Consider the following 20,211-nt stretch of genomic DNA (forward strand, 5'->3'; position numbering starts at 1 on the left):
TCATCTTTTATAATTCCTTTGATTAATTACTCTATTATTTATTTATCTTTCCTATATTTTGTCTCATTTACTGCAAAATTTACCAATTATTCTCACAAATAAAGATTTTTTAAAATATAAAAAACATAGAGAAAAAAAGAATAAACTATAATAACTTTATATAATTAAAATATCAATAAAATACGTAAATCCCCATATTTCTTTTTATTATCCTCATCTTTTAAAGTATGAGTAACTTTTCGACCTTTTTGAGAAACCATCAAATTATCTGGACGTCTATAATATCCAATATATCCTTTACGAATTAAATTATTAATAGCTTTATCACATTTTTTATGAAGTTTATTAGGAACACGTTTCAAAATTGTTTGTCTTTGAACATTACAATTTTTTGAAATATTCAAACCACCCAAAATTATTAGAACTTTCTTTTCATATTCAGAAAATTCTTCTTCATTTGACATTTAATCCTCCTAATTTTTAGATGATTTTTTATATTTTTGAGCTTCAGAAATTAATAATTGACCAATTTGTTCAGCAGTTTCAGGTGTTAAAATAATATCCATTTCTGCTTTTCTTGATATACTTAATGGGTTTCCAGGGATAATACGATTAGATAATAAAATCAAGTGGATTTCATTTGGAGTAGATAACACGCCTCCACCATTTACGTATTTTTGTTCTAATTCATCGTCCACATCAGGAAATTGATTATAATTTATATCTTTAGTAACATTTTTACTCATTTTTTATCACACCAATAATACTATATACTCACTAATTCACATGATTTAATAGGTGATTCTTCTTTTAAATACGTGAACGTAGCTTTATTCCCTGAATTTTGTTCAATATAGTTTATATCCGAAGAAAAGGTTTTTACTTCATTAAAAATTCCCTTTTTATTCATTTCTTTAATTTTCCTAGAATATTCTTCATTATCAATTAAACTTAAATAAATAACACGCTTATCTTTTAGGTTTAATTCGTATTCTCCATTGCGTTCAGAGAGTACTCCTATTTTTACTAAAATAGTTAAATCAGGTAATGGATTAGAAACTTCACTAATCCGTCTAACATCATCCAAAGTTAAACTGTAACCTTCATTATCTAAAAAGGATTCTAAAATCTCAATTCTACTAGAATCCCCTAAAAAATCATTTAATATCATTATATTTTTCTCCTATAAGTAACATGTGGTAATAATTCTAATTTTTGTTATTATACCTTTTTTTTGGTTGGTTTTAGTTTAATAATGGTATATCCTTTTATAATTTTAGAGAGGTAATGTACTATTTTTTTCATAATTAAAAGAATAAATCCTCCTTCGAATCGATATGTTATACTTTATTTAATATGAATATGTATATGAACTAAGGAGTATTATTTAATTGTATACTTTGGATCTATTTTCAATGCGTCCAATATATATACAATTATTTAATACTTTAAAACATATTCTGTAATCTCCTTTTCTTGCTCTTTTATATTGTGGATATTTCTTTACTTTTTTATAACTGGAATCATTTGGATTTTCCATTATTTCTTCTAATTTTTTATAAATTATTTTATAAGCTTCTGGATTTTTCTTTTTATAATATTTTAATTGTTTTAAAGCAGAACGTTTAAATTCTAATTCCATTGTTAATCCTCTAAGTATTCTTCAAGTTCAGTTAATGAATTGAAATGTATTGTTTTTCCTTGTTCAAGTTCTTCGTCTGCTTCTATTAAATCTTTAATTTCATGATATTCATCGTAGTCTTCTAGTAAGCGTTGGATAATATCATTATATGTGTCATTTTTATTTCCTTTTAATCCTAGTTGGTAGTGTACACTATCACTTATTTTAATTGTTTTGGACATATTATATCAAACCTCTATTAATTATTATATTATAATTATTATAAGTATTATACTAATTATATTAGTTATAATTTAATTTGGGCTTTGTAGAAAACATATAATTTTATAATAAAAATCTTTATGAAAACATTATCAGATCTTTTAAAATTAAATTATAATAGAAAATAGATAATTAAATAAAAAAATTACACTTGAAATTAATCTAAATTATAAAATCAAAGAATAATAATAAGTTTAAAAGTAATACAATAAGAATAAGTATTTATTTAAAGAGTAGAATAGATATAAATATGCTAAACGAAAATATCTATTCTACAAATAAGTATTTGAATTCTAAACAACTTAAACTTTTCGATTTTGGAATTCAAAGACAAAATAATAATTATTTATCAGAAATATCCAAAAATGAAAAAATAAATTTAACACACAATATGATGTTAGATTTCGTATTAACAGCATATAATTATGCTAAATTAACTTTTAACAAATATTCATCACACTATTCAAAGAAAAAATACACACAACCACAATTATTTGCAATAATAGCTTATAAAATATACAATAAATACGATTACAGAACAACAATTGATAATCTAAACGTATCAACTAAATTACAGAAAGCTTTAAGACTAAAAACGATACCACATCACACAACAATTCAGAAATTCTTCAAAAGAATAGAAACAAAACAAATAAACAATATTAACAGACTATTATTACAATATTTCCCTGTGAAAGAGTGTTATTTCAGTTTAGATGGAACAGGATACACTAATTCCTATTCAGACATCTATTACAACAATAGAACAAATAAAACAAGACGACAATACATAAAAAACCATATCACAATCGATTCAAAATATATGTTAATAAGACATTACAATGCTTTAAAAGGACCAAAATTCGATACAGTATTTGCAATAAGTGCAATTAGAGCAATAAAGAAGTACAAACCACGGTATATATTAGCAGATAGAGCATATGACTCAGAAATAATTAAAAAAACAATAGTAGAAGAAACAACAGCATTACCACAAATACCTGTGAAAACTAGACAAAAATCAGGAAAATATAGGAGTAAATGTAGAACTATCTTCTTAAAACCAGTATATAACTTCAGAAATCAAGTAGAATGTGTGAATAGTATTCAAAAAAGAAGATTTAATGGAATAAACAATAGTAGATCTACGAAATTACAAATAAAAGAAACAAAATTAAAAAATGTGTTTTATAATATTTATAGATCTATTCAAATTTTGCAAAAATAGGATTTCTACAAAGCCTTAATTTGTTTAAAGGAAGGGGTATGTTTTTTTTGAATATTATTTTAGTTCATTTTATGTATTTTATAATTCACTTTATTAGTACAATAATTGTATATACTACAAAGAATTATAATACATAATTAATAATAACTAGGTGGAATTACATATACCAAAGAACAAACTAATTGAAATATTAACATTTCTCGAAACAATCACAACAGACAAAATTAATGTTTGTGGATAATATTATAAAACTAATACATATACTTATAATAAAACACCTACTTTCAACTAAAACATAACATTAACCTAATCTTTTGACAAATTTATTTCATGTTTAATCAGTATATTTTTAGGTAGTGTTTATTAAATCAGAATAATACTTATTTAAATGAATTCACTTAATCATAGGATAATTATGATATACTTGACGTAGTTCATTTAATTCTTTTTCATGTTTAATTATTAATTGTTGACAATCAATAGTAACCTTAAAATCATCTACTAATGGTATTATTACATCAAATATTTAATTTAAAGAAACCAACATAGTAAAATAATAGAAAAGATTATAACTCCTATAAGTATATACTATTATATAACCTATTCTAAAAAAATTATAGGAGTGAAATAATCAAATATGAGAACTAAAAACATGATAATAATAGTAGTAGCAGCAATAATTATATGTGCTATAGGAGTTGGAGCATACTACTTAACCCAATCAGAATATAAAACTATTTCCATGACTGGAATAACAATAGAAGTACCTAACAGTGATACAACAGTTAATAATAACAGTGCAAACTATAACACCTATGATGACCACGATAATAATCTATCAATAAAGACATGGGCATTACGAGACCTAGCTGATGCAAATGGAACAGCACAAGCAGTAATAGATATAGGATTACAATATGGAAGTAATCTAGCACAAAATGTTACCTATAATAATGTATCCGTGTCAAATAAGAGTGGTACTTATTCATATTATGAAACAGACGAACAAAATAAGTGTATAATACTAATTACTGGTACAAACATTGATGCTGTTACACATGCAGCTAAAAGTATTAATAAAACAGGTATAAATCCTGTGGGGGGAAATACTACTCTTGCAAATCTAACACTTAATAATACAACTAATACTACTACATTAAGTACAGCAACTCCAAGTAGTTCTAAATCACAATCAACAAGTAAAAGTAGAAGTAGTTCATCAAATAAACCAGATTATACTGATACAGACCAGTATAAGAAGGGATACATTGATGAGAATGGATATACTACGGGTAAAGGACAGTTTCAAGAAGCAGGACTTAGCCCACGAGAACAACAGAAACGATTACAGGAAATAGGAGATAGTTAAAAAAAATAATTGAGGAGAAATACCAATACAGTTACATGCATGGTGAGTACACTCAAATCATATAGTTTATTATTATATTATCACTTAGGGGTTACTGTAACTTATAGGGTCTTCCATGAATTTTATATAAACTTGCATCTGCTTCTGGGACATATGTAACTGTATACAATTTTTTTTTATTCTTCCTTTTTTTCTTTTTCTTCACATTTCAAGGTAACCCAGTCAGGTTCTCCTATAAATTCAAGTGAATCTAATACCATACTTGTAAGATAATATTTTTCAAACATTTCTTTTTCGTATTTGTATGGGTTTTGTATCATATAGTATAGGTCTTCTGATATTTTTGTTTGTGTTTTTAATACATTTTCTTGTATTTTATTTATTTTTTTCCTGTATTTCTTCATTACTTTCCTGTTGCATATATATCACCTTTAACTTATATTATGTATGTTTACATACTATAAAGTCTATTTTAAAGTCTAATAATGCTGCTAGGTCATCAAAGTTATAGAGGTTTACATACTATAAAGTCTATTTTAAAGATACTAGTCATTATGACAAGTATGGTCCAATTTACGGGGTTTACATACTATAAAGTCTATTTTAAAGTTCAAGTAGTTCATCGTATAATTCATCTAGATGATCTTTGTTTACATACTATAAAGTCTATTTTAAAGAAGGTGAGAAAACAACATATCATCGTGCTTATCTTAGTTTACATACTATAAAGTCTATTTTAAAGATAATTATTTTTCAGATAATTTTACAATTGATTCAAAGTTTACATACTATAAAGTCTATTTTAAAGGATAAAACAGCTTGTATGAGTATTACTCATTTTAGTGAGTTTACATACTATAAAGTCTATTTTAAAGAAAATCGTTATTATATTGAAGGAGTTACTGTTACTTAGTTTACATACTATAAAGTCTATTTTAAAGTGATGAAATAGAAGTAGACCTTACACTTGTACCTGAGTTTACATACTATAAAGTCTATTTTAAAGATGCTAATGGATCACATACACTTATTATAAATTATAGGTTTACATACTATAAAGTCTATTTTAAAGTACAAAAATTAGTGGAATATGTCTTGATTATATACGTAGTTTACATACTATAAAGTCTATTTTAAAGCATGTTATTTTTAGTAATGCATTTATTACTGATAAAGTTTACATACTATAAAGTCTATTTTAAAGTTTGGTCTCGTAACTTGTTGAACTGGTCAGTAATATGTTTACATACTATAAAGTCTATTTTAAAGCTTTGATTCTTGTGGTTATTAGTGAGTTATTGGTGAGGTTTACATACTATAAAGTCTATTTTAAAGCAAGAAAAGGAAGGGATGATGTAATCAAAATGTATGACGTTTACATACTATAAAGTCTATTTTAAAGATGGTACATGGGTTGACGGAGCATCTGCATTATCCAGGTTTACATACTATAAAGTCTATTTTAAAGCATATTAGATAATATTTTTGCTTGTCCCATAGATAAGTTTACATACTATAAAGTCTATTTTAAAGCCGTCCCAAATACACGGCAATAGCTGTGAATGATTGGTTTACATACTATAAAGTCTATTTTAAAGGATACAAACACTCAAATTAATGAAGCATTACTGTGGGTTTACATACTATAAAGTCTATTTTAAAGTCAAGTTTGTAAACAGTTCGAAGAAATAAGTACCTAGGTTTACATACTATAAAGTCTATTTTAAAGGTGGAAATTATTGTTAGTGGTATTATTGGTGCTTATACGTTTACATACTATAAAGTCTATTTTAAAGAAGCTGAAGGAGGATGTTTTCCACACGTTTGTATTGAGTTTACATACTATAAAGTCTATTTTAAAGGGTATTAGCGTAATCTGGGCAGCTGGACATAATAGCGAGTTTACATACTATAAAGTCTATTTTAAAGGATATGTTTTTAATACTGCTTGTTGACGATAATATAAGTTTACATACTATAAAGTCTATTTTAAAGTGATAAGTTGATTGCTAAAAAGGTGCAGTATAGTAAGGGTTTACATACTATAAAGTCTATTTTAAAGGAGAATTCCTTACTTATGGATTGTCGGTTAGTGGGGTTTACATACTATAAAGTCTATTTTAAAGGGTAATTATACATGTACAGTAACACTCACAATACCAAGGTTTACATACTATAAAGTCTATTTTAAAGAAAAGCATCCCCTCTAAATAAGCTAAAAATCATCAGGTTTACATACTATAAAGTCTATTTTAAAGTTGTTATGTTTATATTATAATTATGTGTATACTCGGGTTTACATACTATAAAGTCTATTTTAAAGCCTCTATTATAGACAAATCAAATTAGCTGCTGAAGGGTTTACATACTATAAAGTCTATTTTAAAGAACTTATATTATTTTCAAAGGTAATCTTTTTTTCAGTGTTTACATACTATAAAGTCTATTTTAAAGGCCAGCTAATATGATGTATTATTACTATAAGAAAGTCTAAGTTGTCTTATATTATTATTTTATTTTGTCTACATATAATAATGTTGTTTTTATTGATACGTGGACAAGATTTTTATATAATTATTTATATAATAAAATCAATATTATTTTTTTCGATTCCAATAATGGACTTTTTAACATATTTTTTAGGTATTTCATAAATTATTATGGAATCTTTTTCATAATCTACTAATTCATTGAGTTTTTCTTTAATTGTATTGTATTGTGCTTTTGTTACTTCTCCTTCAAATACTGAATTTTGTATCCATGTTAAATGTGTTCTTAAAAAGTTATGTATTATGCTTACATTTTTAGTATTAATGTCATATACAATGAGTATATACATTGTTACCACCACATTTTAAAGCTTTCATATTTTTTATCATTTAATAAATGTTTTATTAGTTTATATCCTTCTAAACGAATTAAATACTCATATGATACTTTTTTGTTTAGTCTTGGATGTTTAACTGTTGTTTTTAATTTTTTCTGGTATTCTTTAATAAATATTTTTCTTCCATTTTCAGTTAGATATAATCCTATGTCTTCTTTGAAATGTTTTTGTTTAATCATATTATTATTAACTAGTTTGAAGATTGTTCTGCTAACTATGATTGGTTTAAATATATCTGCTAAATCACAAGCTAATGAATATCTTCTTTCTCTAGGTTCATGCAAGAAACTTATTGAAGGATGAAGATATGTATGATATATCTGAGATAATGTTGTGGTATATAATAATGCATTTCCGAAAGAGATAAGTGTATTAATCTCATCGGTTGGAGGTCTATATTGTCTTTTTTCTATTTTATAATTTTTTGTAATTTGGTTAAATGATGGATAATATTCTTCCCATATTCTTCCTTCACAACTAAGTATTTGATTAATGGTATTACCTTTAACTGCTATATTATTTATTTTATTGATATTTTGACCAAGATTTTTACCTTTTTTCTGATAATATTTTAAAGTTGTAAGCATATTATGTTTCATACCTTTAACCATTTCTAATGCAATCTCATTTCTTTTAATATTATCATTATAAAATAAAGCTTGTTGAACTACTATTTTACCTGAATTTAATTTTAGCCTAGGATATAATGACCCTTGGTAATAACCATATTTGTTAAATATATTCACAATCTTTTTCTCTTTGAGTAGCAATGCTATAGCACCTGATTTTAGTGATACTTTTCCTAAACAATTTATTTGTTCAATAGCATTAATAGGTATTTTTCTCTTATTTTCCTTATTAATAAATAATGGCTTTGTAGAAATCCTATTTTTGCAAAATTTGAATAGATCTATAAATATTATAAAACACATTTTTTAATTTTGTTTCTTTTATTTGTAATTTCGTAGATCTACTATTGTTTATTCCATTAAATCTTCTTTTTTGAATACTATTCACACATTCTACTTGATTTCTGAAGTTATATACTGGTTTTAAGAAGATAGTTCTACATTTACTCCTATATTTTCCTGATTTTTGTCTAGTTTTCACAGGTATTTGTGGTAATGCTGTTGTTTCTTCTACTATTGTTTTTTTAATTATTTCTGAGTCATATGCTCTATCTGCTAATATATACCGTGGTTTGTACTTCTTTATTGCTCTAATTGCACTTATTGCAAATACTGTATCGAATTTTGGTCCTTTTAAAGCATTGTAATGTCTTATTAACATATATTTTGAATCGATTGTGATATGGTTTTTTATGTATTGTCGTCTTGTTTTATTTGTTCTATTGTTGTAATAGATGTCTGAATAGGAATTAGTGTATCCTGTTCCATCTAAACTGAAATAACACTCTTTCACAGGGAAATATTGTAATAATAGTCTGTTAATATTGTTTATTTGTTTTGTTTCTATTCTTTTGAAGAATTTCTGAATTGTTGTGTGATGTGGTATCGTTTTTAGTCTTAAAGCTTTCTGTAATTTAGTTGATACGTTTAGATTATCAATTGTTGTTCTGTAATCGTATTTATTGTATATTTTATAAGCTATTATTGCAAATAATTGTGGTTGTGTGTATTTTTTCTTTGAATAGTGTGATGAATATTTGTTAAAAGTTAATTTAGCATAATTATATGCTGTTAATACGAAATCTAACATCATATTGTGTGTTAAATTTATTTTTTCATTTTTGGATATTTCTGATAAATAATTATTATTTTGTCTTTGAATTCCAAAATCGAAAAGTTTAAGTTGTTTAGAATTCAAATACTTATTTGTAGAATAGATATTTTCGTTTAGCATATTTATATCTATTCTACTCTTTAAATAAATACTTATTCTTATTGTATTACTTTTAAACTTATTATTATTCTTTGATTTTATAATTTAGATTAATTTCAAGTGTAATTTTTTTATTTAATTGTCTATTTTTTATTATAATTTAATTTTAAAAGATCTGGTAATGTTTTCATAAAGATTTTTATTATAAAATTATAGGTTTTCTACAAAGCCTAAATAATAATGTATTATCTTTTCTTGATAAAATACCATTTGAATTAATATATAATGGTTCTTTAATAAAAATCACCTTCTGTATATGATTAGATTTTACATAATTCAAAAAAAGAACATTTTCTACAATAAGAAGTATTAATTTCTTTTGGCGGTTTTTCTTGTTCTGCTATTTTACTAATATTACTAATTATTTCATTAAGTTCTTCTTCAATATCACTTGATAAGTATATAGATTCTCTCTTTTTTTCTTTAGGAAAAACTAAAACTCCCTTAGAATCTAATCCTACTTTTTTCAATGAATATAAATAATAATATAATTGATACTTGGAACTTTTAAGTAGTTTACTTGATTTTTTAACTTCAAAAATAGTTAATTTATTTTTATCTTCAATAAAATCAAAAACCATATTATCTATTTGAATTTCTTTATTTTTTCTTTTAAAACTATTTTTATGAATATCTTTTCCAATAGTAATATCATCATTATCATATGCCATATTAATATTATGAATATAAAACCATAATTTTCTCTTACATAAAATATAATAATGAACCATAACCCCAGAAACTTTAAAATTATCAACCATTAAATCACCATATGTTAGGATCTTGTTCTTTTTTAGGAATAAAACCAGTTTCTTCATCATATTTACGTGTTAATTCATCTCTAGGAATATTTACAATTGTTTTTTCATTATCATGAAAATCAGCCCCTGTTTTATATTTTGGAATATGTATAATGTAACTATAGAAATCTGACCTTATTTCCCTGAATTTCTGTCGAGATTCCATTTTATTAGAATTTTCACAAATTGAAATATAATCCGCCCATAGTCTTTCTGCAGATTTATCTTTTTCAATGAATACATTCACGGGATTATCTAAGTTTTCAATTAATTTAAAATCATTGGGAATAGTTTCTAATTCAAGATTACTGATTTTTTCATTTAATTTATCTGATTGTTCCTGTGAAATTCTATCTTTGAGTATTTTATAGTATTCATTTGGAATTTTAAGATTAAATTCATTCTCTGAAGCTGTTATAATATCGTTATTAGTTGAATCTAAATTATTTATTAATTCATCAGTAGCACTAATTAAAACACTATCATATATCATGTTATAAAAATATCTATTTTGGTCATCTTTCAGCTTTATTATATGAACTTCTCCCTTTCCATTATTATTGTTCCTATTACATCTACCTGCGGTTTGAATAATACTATCTATAGGTGCAAAATCACGATATATAATATCAACATCTATATCCACACCAGCCTCAATTAATTGAGTTGTTACAATAATCTTTTGTTTATTACTCTTTTTTTCAATTTTATCAATCCTATCTCGTCTATCTTTTGGAACAATATTAGTTGATAAATAAATTAATTCTTTATCACTGACATTAATATTATTAGATATATGATTATATAATATCCTGGAACAATGAATTGTATTAACCACAAACATTATATCTTTATTTTTATTATTCTCTATAATATTACTAGCTTGTTGACAAAATTCTTTTAAATCTACTGGTTCTTTATGAAAATAATACTCAATTCTATTAAATTTTTGGAAGTAAAATTGCTTATTTTCAATTATTTCATATATATGCTCTGGATTAAAAATAAGTGGTTGTGTAGCTGTCATAAGAATAATCCATACATGATAATTATACGCAATATCTTTAAGGATTGTTGCTATTATATTCCAGTATTTAATAGGAATAGATTGAACTTCATCTAAAATAACTATTGAATCAATTAAATTATGAAATTTACGTAGAGATTTATTTTTATTAGAAATGATTGAATAAAAAAACTGTATAGAAGTAGTTATTACAATTTCTGAATACCATCCATCTATTAATAATTCTGATGAATAACCAGTAATAGATTCATCTTCTGATGTATTATAAGTTGTGTCTGATAAAGAAGTCTGTACTAAAAGATAATCATTACCTTTTATATTAGACTTTTCTAGAATATTATTTAGTACTGTTTCAGTTTGATCAATAATACTTAAAAATGGTAAAACATAAAGAATACGAGGTGTTATATTTTTTTCTTTTTGTATTCTTTCTCGTAGTCTTAATGCAAAAGCAAATATATCCAAAGTTTTACCAATACCTGTAGGCAATGTCAATGAATAAAGTTTATTATTTAAGTCCAACTTATCTACATAACACATTACTTCCTTATAAGCCTCTTCTCTAATTTTATTAATACCTTTAATTTCTCCAAATTTAGATTTTTTATAATTTGAAATAATCTGAGAAGGTAATTTATCTTTCCGAGGTAGATTCTGAGTTTCCGAAGCATCAAACTTATCTGAATCTAATAATACTGAATAGAGCATTATTATCTCTTCATAATTCATCATGCTTTCTTCCATAGAAAGTGTAAACAAATCGTCATTAATATTCTCTTTGATTAAGAAGTAGCTTTCTATAAAATCATTAATATCAATATTACATTCATCTTTATAAAATTTTCTTATTTCTAGATATTCATTAGTATTCTTATGTTTTTCTAAATCCTCAATTTGTTTTTCAGTATTAATATCCTTATCTAAAGCTGTGATTTCACTAGGAGCTTCAATCAGATTTTTAAGGTTTCCATGATGATGATTAATCACTAAATAAGACATAATCGGGTAATTTTCACAATTATAAGAAGTATTATCTAAAAGATTTTTAATAACATAATAACAAAAGAATGCGGATAAAAGACTATGATTTGCATAAGTAGATTTATAAGTTTCATCCTGCAAATGTTTTTGAAAGTAACTAGTTGCTTTACCAAAATCATGACAAATTCCAATTAAAAAAGAGAGTTGAGTATAGAATTCTTTATTATCTATATCCGTTTGTTGAAATATTTCTTTAGATATTTCTCCAACTTTTTTTAAATGAGTTATTAGTTTTTTATCTTTATGAGAATAAAATGAATTTTTATCAGTATAACATGACATTATCTTCACCTATCCTATAATATTCACATTCTTTAAGTTTTATCGAATTAGCTAATTCTTCATAATAATATTCAATAAATTCAGTCACTTCTCTATTATTATTAAAAAATCCGGGAGATTTTATAATTCCATATTTCTTATTTTTTTCAATGATTAATTGAGATTTATTTTTTAATACAACAGAATCAATATTTATATTTTTACCCTTCATTTTTTTTAAATCATGTAGACCATTACCAACAATGGAATAATTAGCTAAGCATTCCGTAACTCCCATATATACAGAATATTTTGTTTTATGATTTTTAATTAAATAAAACAACTCATTCATCTGGTTTGTATTATCAAGATGAACATAAATTCTATATTTTGCATTTTTAATATATTCTATCGGTATTTGTGTTCTTGAACTACGTGGATCATTTCGTGTTTCAATATAATTTAAATTTAATCTTGTTCTTTTTATAGGGTTTAATATCTTTAATCCAATTTTACTATTGTTTTTTTGAAATAGTTTCTGATAACTATTACGTTCGAGACCAAGAATTCCTGCTATAATACCCGAAATAGTTGTACGACTTGGAAAAGGATATGAAAGAATAGAAGTTGTAGTATACCCTCTTCTAAAACAAGCTAAATCAGACCATATATCAAAAACTATTACTTTTTCATTATCCATTTTCTTCCTCTAAACTTTAATTTCTTCAATTTTTATACCTAATTCTTTAAGTTTAGGTAATAAATCGTCCTCAAATTTAAGATAATTATCAATTTTATAGTTTATTTGTTTTATTTTATTTTTATTTTTTTCAAGTACTTCTATTAATTCATGACAATCTAATTTTAATTGTTCTATCTTTCGTAATTCTTTATCTTCTTTAACTAGGTCATATTCATCATTTTCTTCAGTTTCATAATTTAATTTAACTCTATTGTCTAATTCACCTATAAAAAAGTAATCTTCTTTATATTCTATTTGTAGTAACATTCTTGGAACTTGACCGAACTTTGATCGTGTTATTAAATTTTTTGTTCCATTCCACATTGCTTCTAATAATATTTTTATATCTTCTTCTGTCAACTTGGATTCCTTTGCAGCAAGTTCATTAATAATTCCATAAAACCCTATTAATGAATAAGGTAATATATATTCTTCACGGAATGTTTTTTGACTTTCTTCACCAGTTGAAGCAAAACCACCTGTTCCTTTAATATGTTTAACTTCAACTTTATGTAATGATTTACCCATTTTAAACTGAACAGGACCCGTTAAAGTCATTTTTTTAGGTATTAATGCTCCAAATAATCTTAAATCAATACAGTCCTCTAATATTTGTTTTTCATCTTTAAAATCTTTAGCACGTTCTTCTGCTTTTTTTAACTTACCATTTTTTTTAAGACTATCACGTACAAATATTTCTTTTCCTTTATAATTATAGATATAGTCTCTGATAGTTCTTTTAAGTCTTACATCTGTAACTAAATTAATTCCAGTTTCATCGTCAATTCTTGGTTTGTTTTCATAGGCATCCCCATTAGGGTTACCATTACTTATATCATAATAAAATAATAATTCACTTCTATTCATCTTTCTCATCTTCTTCTTTTTTTTCATATTTATACATTGTAAATCCTAAAGTAAAATAATAACTAGTTTCATCACGAGTTAAATTCCAATTAGAATCTGTTTTTATCAATAATTCAGCAATACAACGTTCGATATCCTGTGTATACCAAATATTATAATCTTTAAGTTTACTAATTAGTGTAGGATATAAATTCTGTAATTGTTTATGGTTTAATGAAAATCCTCTTAATTTATTTAAGAAAGAACTTGATTTATGGTCTTTATATTGTCTATTTATTACTATTCTAGATAATTCTCCCATTAAGAAAGCAACTTTTTGATCCTCGTTTTTTAACATTTCTAATATATTATCATAATTATTATTCATGACTCTTCCACCTTTGAATAAATCTAAGTTATCTAATAATATTATTAGTATTAGAGATTTAAATGTAGTGTATTTTAAGTTAAGCAATTGATTATATTGATTAGTATTAGTATTATTATTCTTTGTAGATTTCTTATACATTTGAGTTGTTATTTTTTTCATAAAAACAGATAATAGGAAATTGTAATCAATTTTTCTTCCGTTTAATATAGATGTAATTATCTCTATAAATTCTTTATTTTCTGTTTTCTTATTTAACTTAGGCATATATTCACGAAGAAAACCAATATACCAATTGGAGCTAGTGTAATATTCATTATGATTAATCAAATATTCAATAAGATTTCCTTTAAAAGAATCTCCAAATGTCTTTTTCATATTATCTTCAGAAAATATTGTATATTTTCCTATATTTAGTTGTTCTTGGTATATTTTATTAAGCCATGAAGGTAATAAACTATCTACAAAACCAATAATTTTTAATGAATCTTGATTTCTAAAAAAATATACAAATTCAAATTCTAAGTAATCATTTAAACTGATAGCTTTTTTCATCAAATATTTTTCTAATGTTAATACTAATAATCCATAACTGTTTTTGTCATTTTTCTTAAAATATTTGTATACTTTTTTAAAACTTTCAATTGGATTTATTAGAAACTTAGGTATAACATAATAATTTAAACCAAACTCTCTAAATTCCAGGTATTCATTAATAAAGTTATTACCAATAGTTATATAAGAGGCACAATCTTCACAAATAGGAATTTGTTTCCAATTTTCTTTAAGTGAAAAATTAGGCATATTACCTATTTTATCTACTGCACCATATTTTAAATTAAGAGCAGGTAGAACATTCCCATAAATTTTTTTTTCTTCATTACATAATAGACAAGTTCCATGAGGAGATAAAATTTCCTTACCATGTGTTTTATAATAACTGTTTTTTATTTTCTCAAAGAATATATTTACAAAACATTCATAATCTATTAAATAGTTATCAGTAGAATTCTCTTCAATAATCATTGATACTAAAACTTGGAATGGTCTATTAGTTTTTTCGTTTTTATTAATTTTTCCTTTCTCATTAAATATACCTGATTCAATAAGTTTTGATTCTAAATCACTTTCAATTAAATGTTTATTTTTTTCTATTTCATCATGTAATAATGAGATTTTTGAATGCTTCTTATAATCTTGAAAAAACTTAATAAATTTACTTGAAAAGTTATTATTTAACTTATTCTTATCATTTTCAGAGGTTATTCGAAATGTTGGAGAACCATTTAATGAATTTTTATACTCTTTATATAATAATTTATTAATATTTTTCAAAATAAACTCTGTAAGACGAACTTCTTTATATTTAAGTTTATTATTCGATTCCTTTTTAAAAATAATATAAATTACATGAGTATTATCTCTATTATTTTTATTAAATGATTGTATATTTACTTTATCTTCAAGATTTAACTTATCATAACTATTTTTACCATAATCTTCTACTGTAGCTTTACCAATATTATATAATGCATCTATCAAAAAATCACCTTTGATTGTTTATAAAGCCCATTCCTAATGAATTTTTCTCTCCATATCCACAATCGAATAAGAAGTTATAGAATTTTTTATTTGATTTAAGAATATCTTTTTTAAATTCCCATAAACTCCCAATTACAATAAATGATTTATAATTTATTTTCATTCGTATTGAAACTTCTTTCTTAAATTTAAAAGTGTCAACAATATTTTCATCTAGTTGAATATCTTCATGATAATATGAGTTATATTTTTTAATGGCATTATCTTTTAATCTTTTGAAAAAGAAATCAAGATCATTATTTTTAAATGAGAAATACTTATTAGATTGATTATTTTCAAATAATACTATTGGTGTACCTGTGATTATATTAGATTTAACGTTCATATTAATTGATTTTACTTGAATTAGTTTTAGGGTGTAATTATTTAATCGGATAGTATTCTGATTTTTAAGTTGGTTAGCTAATGTTTTTATTAATACTTTACTAGGTGAAGATATGATTAGCATTTTAGTTTCATTAGATTTAAAATCTGTTATTGGAAATATATTTGAATAATTAAAGAACTTGAATCCATGATTTTGGTGCCAATAATCTAGTGAAGTATCTTTTAATAAAGAGTAAATAAATCCTTGTATATCATATTTACTAATAGCATAATAATCAAATTCCATTAATGGTTTGAATTTTAATATTAATCTCATATATTATTATATACCTCCAATTTTTTAAACAAAAATCTATACTAATACAAATTTTATTAATATTTTATCAATTATATTATATATATTTATTTAATCAGTTAAATTATAATAAAATACTCAAATTATTCTATATATATTATTAAATGACTCTTATGAGATTTATTTTTTTAAATATAATTATACTTATTTTTATTTAAAATTTAGCAATAATATGAGTTTTATTTAATAAATAAAAATTATTTTAATATTTTAATATATTACTTATTTCTTTTAAAAATAAATAAGGATAATGATTTTATTAATAATTTATGTTCAAAAATATATAAAATAAAAAAATTATTATACAATATCTTTTTATTTAGAATCATCTAATTTTTTATCATAGTTTAACCATATAAAAATATTTATGTCTCAATAATTTTAAAGAAAAGATTTATAAAAAAAAGTTATTTAGAATAGGAAGTTCTTTTATGCGTATTTTGTTTGACTTCCTTTGTATTTTCCTAGGGAAAATGTTTTGGATTCAGTGTTTCCATTGTATGTAATATCAATTTCTGCCATGTCAGGGTACTTTGGCATTGCAGTGTAATCAGTATAGCTTACAGAACCATCTTGTCCTACGGTAACTGCCTGTGTTGAAGGAGTATTCATAGTGTTTCCATCTCTATAGTAATACACAGCTATGTTAATTGTTTTTCCAGCGTTTTCGCTTCCCACATTTATTGTTGCTGATTCTCCAGTGTTTGGATTACCATCAGAGTAAAATGTCGCTGATTTTACTGAGGGGAAATTATTGCTTGTTGTTGCTTGAGTTGCTTGTGAACTGCTAGAAGCACTGTTACTTCCACTGGAAGCTTGATTACTGCCTGTGTTATTGTTTGTCTGTTGTACTGTGGTAGTGTTTTGTAATTGGTTTGCGGAGTCTTTTTGGTTGTCTGTGATAATTATTGCAGATGCTGCTATGACTACTACACATATTATGATACAGATACATATTATTAGTATTCTATCCTCTCTCATTATTTTTCATCCTTTTTTTTCATTAATATATCAGATTAATGAATAATTATCATATTTATATATTTTAATAATCCTAATTAAATTTATCTCATATGAAGGTATAAATTCTATTAAAAAGTTCTTATAAATAATATATTAGAATAATAAGTAGAAATATTTAATTAAAATGATTATACTTTCATGTAAAGAGTTGTATCTTGATGTATTAGAAATATTAGATAATTCACAAAAGAAGATATGAATAAAATAATTTAATCCAAGTGCATTAAAATATTATAATAGGATTGGTTGGACTTGTACTCATCTAATAAAAGCATCAATTATAGGAAGTAAAAAAGAGGATATTTACAATAATTAGTACCGGAAAACTAATGTCCACTTAGTACTAGTTGATGGAGACATTCTAACTAACTTAATGATAAAATATATAAGGAGTAAATATTATACTGAAATTTGAGATAAAACAATTAGATTCTGACTACTTTGATGAATGAATATATAAGAAGGGATTTTTATTGAAGAAGGTTAATGTTGTGGCTGCTATTATTTTTAAGGATGAACGTATTTTTGCTACCCAGAGAGGTTATGGTGAGTTTAAGGATTTGTGGGAGTTTCCTGGTGGTAAGATTGAGTCTGGTGAGTCTCTGAGAAGGCTCTTGTGCGTGAAATTAGGGAGAAGCTTGACGCTGATATTGAGATGTTGGATTTTGCTCTTGAGTTGGAGTGGCAATATCCTAATTTCTATCTAGTTAGTGTTGCTTTTATTACTATGAGTGGCCTCACTCCCCTCTTACAGGATCTACTTGAACTTGAACATAGAGGTGTTAAGGGTAAGATTTTAACTACTGATTATCTTAACTTCATTGAACCTGAGGCATTAGAGAAGTTATTAGAGTTTAGTAATATTGAGGTCAAGTTTTTTTACCAGGAAGAGGGCTTTCATACAAAAGGCTACTTCTTTAAATCAGGTGATGTTTATACTGGTATTATTGGTAGTTCTAATTTAACATTAAAGGCTTTGACTGTGAATAAGGAGTGGAATCTTGGCTTTTCATCATTGTATGATTGTGAACTTTTACAGGATATTCTAGGGCAATTCAAAGAAATTTGGGGTAAATCTAGTAATGTATCAGATATATTAGATGAATACAAGTCTACATATAATAGTAAGGATAGACCTCTTCAAGGTTCTATTGAAAATCGTGCTGTGACTAGTTTTAAACCTAATAGTATGCAGAGAGAATTCATATCAATTTTAATGAATTATTAGATAAGGGAGAAAAAAGAGCATTATTAGTATCTGCTACTGGTACTGGTAAGACTTATGCATCAGCATTTGCTGTTAAGGCTGCCCATCCTAGGAAGTTTCTCTTCGTTGTCTACCGTGAACAAAAAGCAAAACAGGCAATTGAATCATATAAGCATGTATTTAAGGGTGAAGATGATAAGTTTGGATTATTAACTGGTAACAGTCATGATTATGATAAGGAGTACCTCTTTATTACTGTACAGACTATGAATAAGGACCATATTTATACTCGTTATTCTGGGGACGAGTTTGATTATATTGATATTGATGAGGTGCATAAGGCTGGAGCAGATAGTTATCAGAAACTATTTGAATACTTCACACCTAAGTTCTATCTGGGAATGTCTGCTTCTCCTGACCGTACTGATGATTTTAATATTTATGAATTATTTGATTATAATGTACCACTTGACATCAGATTAGAGGATACGTTAAAAGAGGACCTACTATGTCCATTCCAATACTTTGGAATAAGTGACCTGGAAATAAATGGTAAAGTACTAACTGATGAATCAGAGTTTAGATACTTAACATCAGATGCTCGTGTGGATTATATTCTTGAAAAATCAGACTTCTATGGATATAGTGGTAGTAGATGAAAGGCACTGGTATTTTGCAGTACCAAGAAAGAAGCACGTGAACTAGCAAAGAAATTCAACAAAAAAAGACATCCAACAATAGCACTTACAGGTGAAGACAAACAAGAAGTAAGAGAGGATGCAATTGACAGACTAACAAATGATGAACGTGAAGACAGACTTGAATACATTATAACTGTTGACAATGAAGGAGTAAATATACCGGAAGTAAACCAGGTACTACTAGTAAGGCCAACGCAATCATCAATTATATTCATACAACAACTAGGTAGAGGATTACGTAAAACAAAGATAAAGAATACGTAGTAGTAATCGACTTCATAGGAAACTATAAAAACAACTTCCTAATACCACTAGCATTATCTGGTGACACATCATATGACAAAGACTCAACAAGAAGATATCTCATGGAGGCAAACAAGCAGATAATTGGATCATCAACCATTAACTTTGATGAAATATCCAGAAAAAGGATATATGAATCAATTAACAATGCAAGCTTCTCCAATATCAAATTATTCAAGGAAAAATACCAGAACCTAAAATACAAGCTTAACAGAATACCATACCTAGTAGACTTCTATAAAAACAAGGAACTAGACCCAATAATAATACTAAACCATGCCAAGTTTGACTGCTACCAT

The 20,211-nt window shown here is 25.1% G+C and carries 22 protein-coding genes and 1 CRISPR repeat array; of the genes, 6 read left to right on the forward strand and 16 right to left on the reverse strand.

Annotated elements, in window-relative coordinates; translation table 11 throughout:
- Positions 1–164 precede the first annotated feature (164 nt).
- The 5 genes from OTK55_RS06495 to OTK55_RS06515 form a co-directional block, all read right to left on the reverse strand.
- Positions 165–464: a hypothetical protein gene (locus OTK55_RS06495; RefSeq protein WP_274871328.1), complete on the reverse strand. Its 300-nt coding sequence runs from the start codon at positions 462–464 to the stop codon at positions 165–167.
- A gap of 9 nt (positions 465–473) precedes the next feature.
- On the reverse strand, positions 474–746 hold the full coding sequence (locus tag OTK55_RS06500) for a hypothetical protein (protein ID WP_274871329.1): 273 nt from the start codon (positions 744–746) through the stop codon (positions 474–476).
- Between the two features lie 20 nt (positions 747–766).
- The gene (locus OTK55_RS06505) at positions 767–1,171 is read right to left on the reverse strand and encodes a hypothetical protein (protein WP_274871331.1); all 405 of its coding nucleotides are present in this window, start codon (positions 1,169–1,171) and stop codon (positions 767–769) included.
- Positions 1,172–1,387: 216 nt separating this feature from the next.
- Complete coding sequence (locus OTK55_RS06510) at positions 1,388–1,642, reverse strand: type II toxin-antitoxin system RelE family toxin (RefSeq protein WP_274871332.1); 255 nt, start codon at positions 1,640–1,642, stop codon at positions 1,388–1,390.
- Between the two features lie 2 nt (positions 1,643–1,644).
- Positions 1,645–1,863, reverse strand: coding sequence for a hypothetical protein (locus OTK55_RS06515; RefSeq protein ID WP_274871333.1), 219 nt, complete (start codon positions 1,861–1,863; stop codon positions 1,645–1,647).
- Positions 1,864–2,153: 290 nt separating this feature from the next.
- Here OTK55_RS06515 and OTK55_RS06520 point away from each other — a divergent pair, with 290 nt between their 5' ends.
- Both OTK55_RS06520 and OTK55_RS06525 read left to right on the forward strand, forming a co-directional pair.
- A complete protein-coding gene (locus OTK55_RS06520) occupies positions 2,154–3,131 on the forward strand; it encodes a transposase (protein ID WP_274870513.1) in 978 nt (325 codons plus the stop codon).
- Between the two features lie 637 nt (positions 3,132–3,768).
- Entirely contained in the window at positions 3,769–4,500 is a 732-nt protein-coding gene (locus OTK55_RS06525; RefSeq protein ID WP_274871335.1) for a hypothetical protein, read from the forward strand.
- Positions 4,501–4,676: 176 nt separating this feature from the next.
- Here the strand turns inward: OTK55_RS06525 and OTK55_RS06530 are convergent, their stop codons facing one another.
- The 11 genes from OTK55_RS06530 to OTK55_RS06580 all read right to left on the reverse strand — a co-directional run bounded on the left by OTK55_RS06530 (position 4,677) and on the right by OTK55_RS06580 (position 17,659).
- Positions 4,677–4,904, reverse strand: coding sequence for a hypothetical protein (locus OTK55_RS06530; protein ID WP_274871336.1), 228 nt, complete (start codon positions 4,902–4,904; stop codon positions 4,677–4,679).
- 45 nt (positions 4,905–4,949) lie between these two features.
- Positions 4,950–6,954: a CRISPR direct-repeat array (repeat unit 29 nt; unit sequence GTTTACATACTATAAAGTCTATTTTAAAG).
- A gap of 124 nt (positions 6,955–7,078) precedes the next feature.
- A complete protein-coding gene (cas2, locus tag OTK55_RS06535) occupies positions 7,079–7,339 on the reverse strand; it encodes a CRISPR-associated endonuclease Cas2 (protein ID WP_274871337.1) in 261 nt (86 codons plus the stop codon).
- 2 nt (positions 7,340–7,341) lie between these two features.
- Positions 7,342–8,319, reverse strand: a complete 978-nt coding sequence (cas1b, locus tag OTK55_RS06540; protein ID WP_274871338.1) for a type I-B CRISPR-associated endonuclease Cas1b — start codon at positions 8,317–8,319, stop codon at positions 7,342–7,344.
- The gene (locus OTK55_RS06545; RefSeq protein ID WP_274870513.1) at positions 8,273–9,250 is read right to left on the reverse strand and encodes a transposase; all 978 of its coding nucleotides are present in this window, start codon (positions 9,248–9,250) and stop codon (positions 8,273–8,275) included. The genes cas1b and OTK55_RS06545 overlap by 47 nt, the downstream gene beginning before the upstream one ends.
- A 299-nt stretch (positions 9,251–9,549) precedes the next feature.
- Positions 9,550–10,050 carry a CRISPR-associated protein Cas4 gene (gene cas4, locus OTK55_RS06550; protein ID WP_274871340.1) on the reverse strand — a complete coding sequence of 167 codons (501 nt, stop codon included), beginning with the start codon at positions 10,048–10,050 and terminating at the stop codon, positions 9,550–9,552.
- A 4-nt stretch (positions 10,051–10,054) separates the two neighbouring features.
- A complete protein-coding gene (cas3, locus tag OTK55_RS06555; protein ID WP_274871341.1) occupies positions 10,055–12,439 on the reverse strand; it encodes a CRISPR-associated helicase Cas3' in 2,385 nt (794 codons plus the stop codon).
- On the reverse strand, positions 12,423–13,118 hold the full coding sequence (gene cas5b, locus OTK55_RS06560) for a type I-B CRISPR-associated protein Cas5b (protein WP_274871342.1): 696 nt from the start codon (positions 13,116–13,118) through the stop codon (positions 12,423–12,425). The genes cas3 and cas5b overlap by 17 nt, the downstream gene beginning before the upstream one ends.
- A gap of 9 nt (positions 13,119–13,127) precedes the next feature.
- On the reverse strand, positions 13,128–14,027 hold the full coding sequence (gene cas7b / locus OTK55_RS06565; RefSeq protein WP_274871344.1) for a type I-B CRISPR-associated protein Cas7/Csh2: 900 nt from the start codon (positions 14,025–14,027) through the stop codon (positions 13,128–13,130).
- A complete protein-coding gene (gene cas8b, locus OTK55_RS06570; protein ID WP_274871346.1) occupies positions 14,020–15,936 on the reverse strand; it encodes a type I-B CRISPR-associated protein Cas8b/Csh1 in 1,917 nt (638 codons plus the stop codon). Before cas8b ends, cas7b begins: the two co-directional genes overlap by 8 nt.
- 4 nt (positions 15,937–15,940) lie before the next feature.
- The gene (cas6, locus tag OTK55_RS06575; RefSeq protein WP_274871348.1) at positions 15,941–16,639 is read right to left on the reverse strand and encodes a CRISPR-associated endoribonuclease Cas6; all 699 of its coding nucleotides are present in this window, start codon (positions 16,637–16,639) and stop codon (positions 15,941–15,943) included.
- 468 nt (positions 16,640–17,107) lie between these two features.
- Positions 17,108–17,659: a hypothetical protein gene (locus OTK55_RS06580; protein ID WP_274871349.1), complete on the reverse strand. Its 552-nt coding sequence runs from the start codon at positions 17,657–17,659 to the stop codon at positions 17,108–17,110.
- Between the two features lie 533 nt (positions 17,660–18,192).
- On the opposite strand from OTK55_RS06580, the gene OTK55_RS06585 reads away from it, so the two are divergent.
- The 4 genes from OTK55_RS06585 to OTK55_RS06600 are packed head-to-tail and all read left to right on the forward strand — an operon-like array spanning position 18,193 to position 19,873.
- Entirely contained in the window at positions 18,193–18,408 is a 216-nt protein-coding gene (locus tag OTK55_RS06585) for an NUDIX domain-containing protein (protein WP_274871781.1), read from the forward strand.
- A 20-nt stretch (positions 18,409–18,428) separates the two neighbouring features.
- Positions 18,429–18,929: a phospholipase D-like domain-containing protein gene (locus tag OTK55_RS06590; RefSeq protein ID WP_274871350.1), complete on the forward strand. Its 501-nt coding sequence runs from the start codon at positions 18,429–18,431 to the stop codon at positions 18,927–18,929.
- On the forward strand, positions 18,908–19,567 hold the full coding sequence (locus OTK55_RS06595) for a DEAD/DEAH box helicase family protein (RefSeq protein ID WP_274871782.1): 660 nt from the start codon (positions 18,908–18,910) through the stop codon (positions 19,565–19,567). Before OTK55_RS06590 ends, OTK55_RS06595 begins: the two co-directional genes overlap by 22 nt.
- Before the next feature lie 6 nt (positions 19,568–19,573).
- Entirely contained in the window at positions 19,574–19,873 is a 300-nt protein-coding gene (locus OTK55_RS06600) for a helicase-related protein (protein WP_274871783.1), read from the forward strand.
- The last annotated feature ends 338 nt before the right edge of the window (positions 19,874–20,211 follow it).

Origin of the sequence: Candidatus Methanosphaera massiliense (assembly GCF_028890305.1) — an archaeon.
GTDB lineage: Archaea > Methanobacteriota > Methanobacteria > Methanobacteriales > Methanobacteriaceae > Methanosphaera > Methanosphaera massiliense.